The organism is Protofrankia sp. CiP1_Cm_nod1, assembly GCF_920888515.1.
GTDB lineage: Bacteria > Actinomycetota > Actinomycetes > Frankiales > Frankiaceae > Protofrankia.
On record NZ_CAKKTM010000097.1, the window covers coordinates 1 to 5,261 of the forward strand.

A 5,261-nucleotide genomic window follows, 5' to 3' on the forward strand; every position below is an offset into this window, starting at 1 on the left:
GACGCCGACGGCGTGGCGCCCGTCGGCCCGGCGGGGATCACCGGCAGGGCCGGGCCGGCGGACGCCCCGCCTCCGGGCCTGTGCGAACCGGTCACGGTCAGCGCGATCACCGGGACGGCGACGGCGACCAGGACCGCGGCGACGATTCCGATGATCAGCCCGGTCCGTCTCGACGCCGGCCGTCCCGGCGGCCCGCCGGCCGGATACGGGCCCGGCTGGTACGGACCGGGCGGATAGCCGCCCGACGGATACCCGCCTGGCGGCGGATAGGAGCCGGGTGGGTAGCCGCCGGGCGGGGGATAGCCACCCGGCGGGGCGAAGCCGCCCTGGGGACTGGCCGGCGGATAGGGGCCCTGGGCGCCGGAGGCGGGCTGCCCGTACGGGTACCTGGCGGTGGGCGCGTACTCGTCGTGTGCTCCGGGCGTGTAAGGCCCCCGCGGCCCGGACGGGTACGGCTCCTGTCCCCGGCCCGGATCCGCGTCGGGACCGGCCGCCGCCCGAGCCGGCCCGGTCTCCGGAAGGATGCGGGTCGAGCCGGGGCCGGGAGCAGGCTGCGCCGGGATGCCCCCACCGGCCCCGCCGGCCCCGCCCGCCGGGTGTCCCGGCCCCTGTCCCGGCCCGTGGCCCGACGAGGTGGGGCCGCTGGCCGCGCCGACGGCGACCAGCGCGCCCAGCACGGCCGCGTACTGCGGGTCACGAGGCGGGCGGGGTGAGACACCGACCATCTCCAGCAGCAGCGCCGATATCCGCGGTATCCGCGTCGACCCGCCGACGAGGAACACCTCGGCGAGCCCACCCGGCCGCACACCCGCGCTCTCGGCCGTCCGGATCAGCTCCGTCATGGTGGCGCGCAGCTCGCCCTCGATCGAGGCCTCCAGGTCCGCCCGGGTGAGCTCGATAGCCCCCACGGATCCGCCGGCCCGGACGGTGTGGCTGGTGGCGGCCGACAGCGCCTCCTTCGCCGCGACGACCTGCTGGCGTATCTGGTCGCGCGACCGCTGACCGGACGGGCTCTGGTCGGCCCACAGCGCGTTCCAGGCCCGGGAGTCGGTCCTCGTGGCCCGCTCGCCGATCCTGCGCAGCAGGATGTCGTCGATCGTGTTGCCCCCGAAGCCGGAGCTGCCGCCCGGCTCGCCGCGGATGTCAAACCCGCCAGGTGCCGCGGTGAGGACGGTCGTCGCCAGGCTCGTGGCGCCGAGATCGTAGACGGCGACGGTCGTCCCCGGCGGGAAGCCGGCCGGATCGGCCTGCCAGCGGGCCGCCGCGACCGGTTCCGGGAGCAGGGTGACGCTGGTCAGGCCTGCCCGGAACGCGGCGGCCCGCAGCCGCTCGACCTCGACGGAACCCCAGCGGACCGGCGCGGTGAGGACCACCTGTGCCGGCGGCGGCCCCGGGAAACGGCTCATCGTCTCGTGCGAGACCTGGCGCAGGACGGCGGCGACCAGCTCGACCGTGGGGATGGCCGTGTCGCCGAGCCGCACCTGCTCGGTGCTCTCCAGAGCCCGCAGGGGGCAGGGCTGCGCGCGGTCGGGATGCGTCACCGCGATGTCGGCGGCGGCCGAGCCGGTCAGCAGCCGGCCGTCGTGGCTCAGGCTGACGACGGCCGGCATCGGCCCGTCCGGACCAAGCGGTAAGAGCTCCGACCGGCCGTCGACGGCGGTCGCGGCCACGGTGAAGCCGGTGCCGATGTCGACCGCGAGTGCCAGTCCGGTTGCCACGTCTCCCCCGGTGGGTCAGGTATGCGGATCTTCTGGTGCGGTCCGCGTGGATACGGCGGCACGTCATCCGGTGCGGCGGCCATGGTCCGGGTCACGGGTGGGCCATGCCCGACGGATGTCCGGTCGCGCGGACGGTGCCCGCGTCGGCCAGCATCCGTCGGGCACAGCCTGGGCATGGTGGCTGCGCCGACGGCGTCCGAGGCGGGGCGAATCCTCCTCGGTGCGTCTGTGAACCTGGGCTGAATACTACGCAGGGTCGCCGCGTGTCGGATTCCTGGTTGCCGGCCCGAGGGCGCCTGGACGCCGGTAGGCGGTGATGGGGCATCCGCGCCGCCTTCCCGGGCGGCCCGCCCGGGAAGCGAGGGTGGGGTGCGTCAGCCGAACCGTCCGGCCGGCCCCGCCGCACCTGGCCGGGACAGGGGCGAAAGCGTCGTGCGACGCCAGCCCGTCACAGAAACGGAATCCGCTGGAAAACCAGGAGCGTCCATCCTGGCGCAGTCCTTTCCGGGTATTTACCGGCAGCTTTCCCGTGATTACAGACGGCCTGCCGGCTCGGGTACGCGCTGGCCGCGGCGGGCGTCGGTCTCGGCGTGCAGCACGGCCTTCGGGTCGTCCGGGTGCAGGAAGACCCACCGCTTGTACGCCCAGAACCGGAAGATGGTGCCGAGGCCGGTGCCGACCACGTTCCCGGCCAGATTGAAGGCCAGCACGCTGTCCAGGCCCAGCACATAGCGGGCGATCCCGAGGCAGGCCAGGGCGATCCCGAGCCCGACGGCGTTGAGGATCACGAAGAGGGTGTATTCACGCCGAAGGCCGGTACGTGCGCGATGCGTGAAGGACCAGTGCCGGTTGCCGATGTAGGCGCAGGTTGCGGCCACAATGGTGGAGACGGTTTTCGCGCTGAGCCAGCCCATGTCGAAAACGCCATGGCACAGATTGGAGACGAGGACGTCAACCAGGTAGCAGAAGCCGCCGACGACACCGAACTTCGCCATTTCATGAACAAGTAGCTGCCAGCGTGACCGCCTGGAACCGCCGTCCATTGATGCCACGCTCACCTCATGTGATCTTGACCGGTTTGTGTCACCGGCTGAGCGTACAGACCGCTGTCCTGGACCCATCCGACCCCCCCGGGTTCCCGGCCGTTGCCGGCGGCCGGGGCACGGCCGCGACCGCGCCCCGAGCACGGTCGCCGGTAGCCCGGCCGAGTACACGGCCCACCGGTGCCATGCCTCGTCAGCACGATGCCCCATCAGTGCCATGACCATGGGGTCATGCGGCGGGCCGCCCGGTTGCCGATCTCCTCACGGTAAGTATGACCCGTGTCCCGGCGGGTGATGCCTGCGAGATGCTGTTCCGGCCTGACGCCTGACGGACAGCCCCACCTGACGGACAGCGTCGACCCGGTCGACACACGGCCCGGCCTGGCCGGCAGCGCCACCTGGCCGGTATCCGCATCTGGCCGGCCTGAACCTGGCCGGCCTGAACCTGGCCGGCATCGTGAAGCCACCGGTCGCGGTGAACACTGGCGGAATCGGTGTGGCCGCGTCATGCTGGTTGAGGCCGGCCGCGGTGACGGCCCGAAGCCGTTCGCCCCGCGGCGGTGCCCATCGGGGCGCGGTGGGGCGTCACGCGCTCTCGGTGTCGCCCCGGCGACCCGCACGGCGACGTTGCCGTGTCCGCCGTTCGCTGTACCCGCTGTACCCGCTGTCCGATACGCCCACCGTGCCGATGCATGCACCGCGCCGATGGAGGTTGTACGACCATGACCACGGTCGACGCTCGCGATGATCTGTCAAGCTCGGGACGTTCCCACAGCGTCACCGACATCCTGACGGAGCGCGCCGCCGGCTTCGCGACCGCCCGGCGCAGCGGCGGCGGTCAGCCACAGGCCCGACCGGCTCGCCCGACCACCGGGGTCGCGGTTCTGGCCTGCATGGACGCTCGTCTGGACGTGCACGCCTTGCTGGGGCTGGGCGAAGGCGACGCGCACGTCCTGCGCAACGCTGGCGGGGTGGTCACCGATGACATGATCCGCTCGTTGGCGGTCAGCCAGCACGAGCTGGGCACCACCGAGATCATCCTGTTGCACCACACCCAGTGCGGGATGATCTCGATTACCGATGACGGGTTCCGGGACAAGCTGCTCGAACGCACCGGCGCCCGCCCGGACTGGCCCGTCCACGCGTTTGATGATCTTGAGGAGAGCGTGCGGCGGTCCATCGCGCGGCTGCGTTCCAACCCCTTCCTGGCCGCCACGACGTCCGTCCGGGGCTTTATCTACGATGTGGCCACCGGCGAACTACACGAGGTCACCACCTGACCTCGGCGGCGCCGTCTGCCGCGGGAGGGCCCACGCCCGTACGGGCCCCGGCCCCGTACCCCTTACGCGGTGACGGCGGCATGGGCCTGGGCCCGCCGGATCCGCGAGTGGAGCCGCGACGGGAAAAACATGGGTTGCAAGAGGCTGGTGGCCACGTCACCGCTCCGCCCGCGGGCCTGCTTGATCCGGTTTCGTGAACGCGTGTGATGGCGGGCGCGCGACGGGTTGTCCGGACGGCTGATGATGGTGGTTATGGCAGTTCGGTGGTGAGACGGCGGATGGCGGGTGCCCTCTGTTCCGAGAGGGCGTCCGGCCTGGCCGGCTCGGATGTGGTTGGCCGGCTCGGGTCGGAGGTGGGCCGCGCGGAGCCGGCCGGGCCGCATACGGCAGTGACGTGCTCGACGGCGATCCGCCGGGCGAGCAGGCTCGGGTCCAGGTGGCGGCAGAGGACCACCGACGCGCCGACGGCCAGCGGGCCCAGCAGGCCGCCGAGCAGGCCGTCCGGCGTGTCGTAACCGGCCGTGGTCAGCACCCGGTCCGCCGCGGTCAGCTCCCAGGCCCGCGCGTAGTAGCCGGCCAGCCGGGTGAGAGTCCGCTGGTTCGCCGGTGGCGCAGGTGGGACGAAGCGGTCGCCGTGGCTGAGGACCTCGGCCGCGAAGTCGAGCACGCCCGGCACCGGCTGAGCGAGCCGTCCACCCAGCGGGCGCAGGGACAGCGCGATGATCTCAGCTCCGTCACCCACCACGGCCGGGTCGTCCACGGCCTGCTCGGTCACGAACACCGCTGCCGGTGGGTCGTCGTGGCTGTCCGTCCCGGCTGTGGCACCCGCGCCGGCTGTGGCGTTCGCGCCGATGGCGGCGCCAGGCCGGTGGATGTTCACCTGGGCGCCCGCCGACCACGCGGCGAGCAGCACCACCGCGGTCTGCCAGTGCGGCGGCAGGGCGATCTGGATGGTGTCACCCGCGGTGACGCCGAGTGTGTCGACGAGCAGGTTCGCGGTCTTGGCCACCCAGTTGTCGACGGTGGTGGCGGACAGTTCGGTCCGCTCGCCGGTGGCGTCGTCGTAGAAGGTCAGCAGCGGACGTCCCGCGTCCGCGCGCACCCGACGGGCCAGCAGCGCGGCGACACCGGCCACGTCGGCTGGAGCACCTCCGGAGCCACCCGCACCGGCTGGGGCGCCCGCGGCACCCGGGGTGCCCGCGGCACGGGGCGTGCCGGCC

General features: G+C 73.0%; 4 protein-coding genes. 1 reads left to right on the forward strand and 3 read right to left on the reverse strand.

The window, feature by feature from the left end; genetic code table 11:
* The coding region (locus tag NBX02_RS04950; protein WP_250290177.1) for an Hsp70 family protein at positions 1 to 1,718 on the reverse strand (1,718 nt) is incomplete at its 3' end.
* A 533-nt stretch (positions 1,719 to 2,251) separates the two neighbouring features.
* The gene (locus tag NBX02_RS04955; RefSeq protein WP_250282405.1) at positions 2,252 to 2,761 is read right to left on the reverse strand and encodes a GtrA family protein; all 510 of its coding nucleotides are present in this window, start codon (positions 2,759 to 2,761) and stop codon (positions 2,252 to 2,254) included.
* Between the two features lie 722 nt (positions 2,762 to 3,483).
* Between NBX02_RS04955 and NBX02_RS04960 the strand changes: the two genes are divergently transcribed.
* Positions 3,484 to 4,041 carry a beta-class carbonic anhydrase gene (locus NBX02_RS04960; protein ID WP_250282388.1) on the forward strand — a complete coding sequence of 186 codons (558 nt, stop codon included), beginning with the start codon at positions 3,484 to 3,486 and terminating at the stop codon, positions 4,039 to 4,041.
* A 250-nt stretch (positions 4,042 to 4,291) separates the two neighbouring features.
* Here the strand turns inward: NBX02_RS04960 and NBX02_RS04965 are convergent.
* Positions 4,292 to 5,261, reverse strand: a 970-nt coding sequence (locus NBX02_RS04965; protein WP_250290179.1) for a TIGR03089 family protein, incomplete at its 5' end; no start/stop codon positions are given.

Excerpts from the sequence above, each read along its gene's own strand:
- NBX02_RS04955 (WP_250282405.1), bottom strand. The coding sequence starts at position 2,761 with ATGGACGGCGGTTCCAGGCGGTCACGCTGGCAGCTACTTGTTCATGAA.
- NBX02_RS04960 (WP_250282388.1), top strand. The coding sequence starts at position 3,484 with ATGACCACGGTCGACGCTCGCGATGATCTGTCAAGCTCGGGACGTTCC.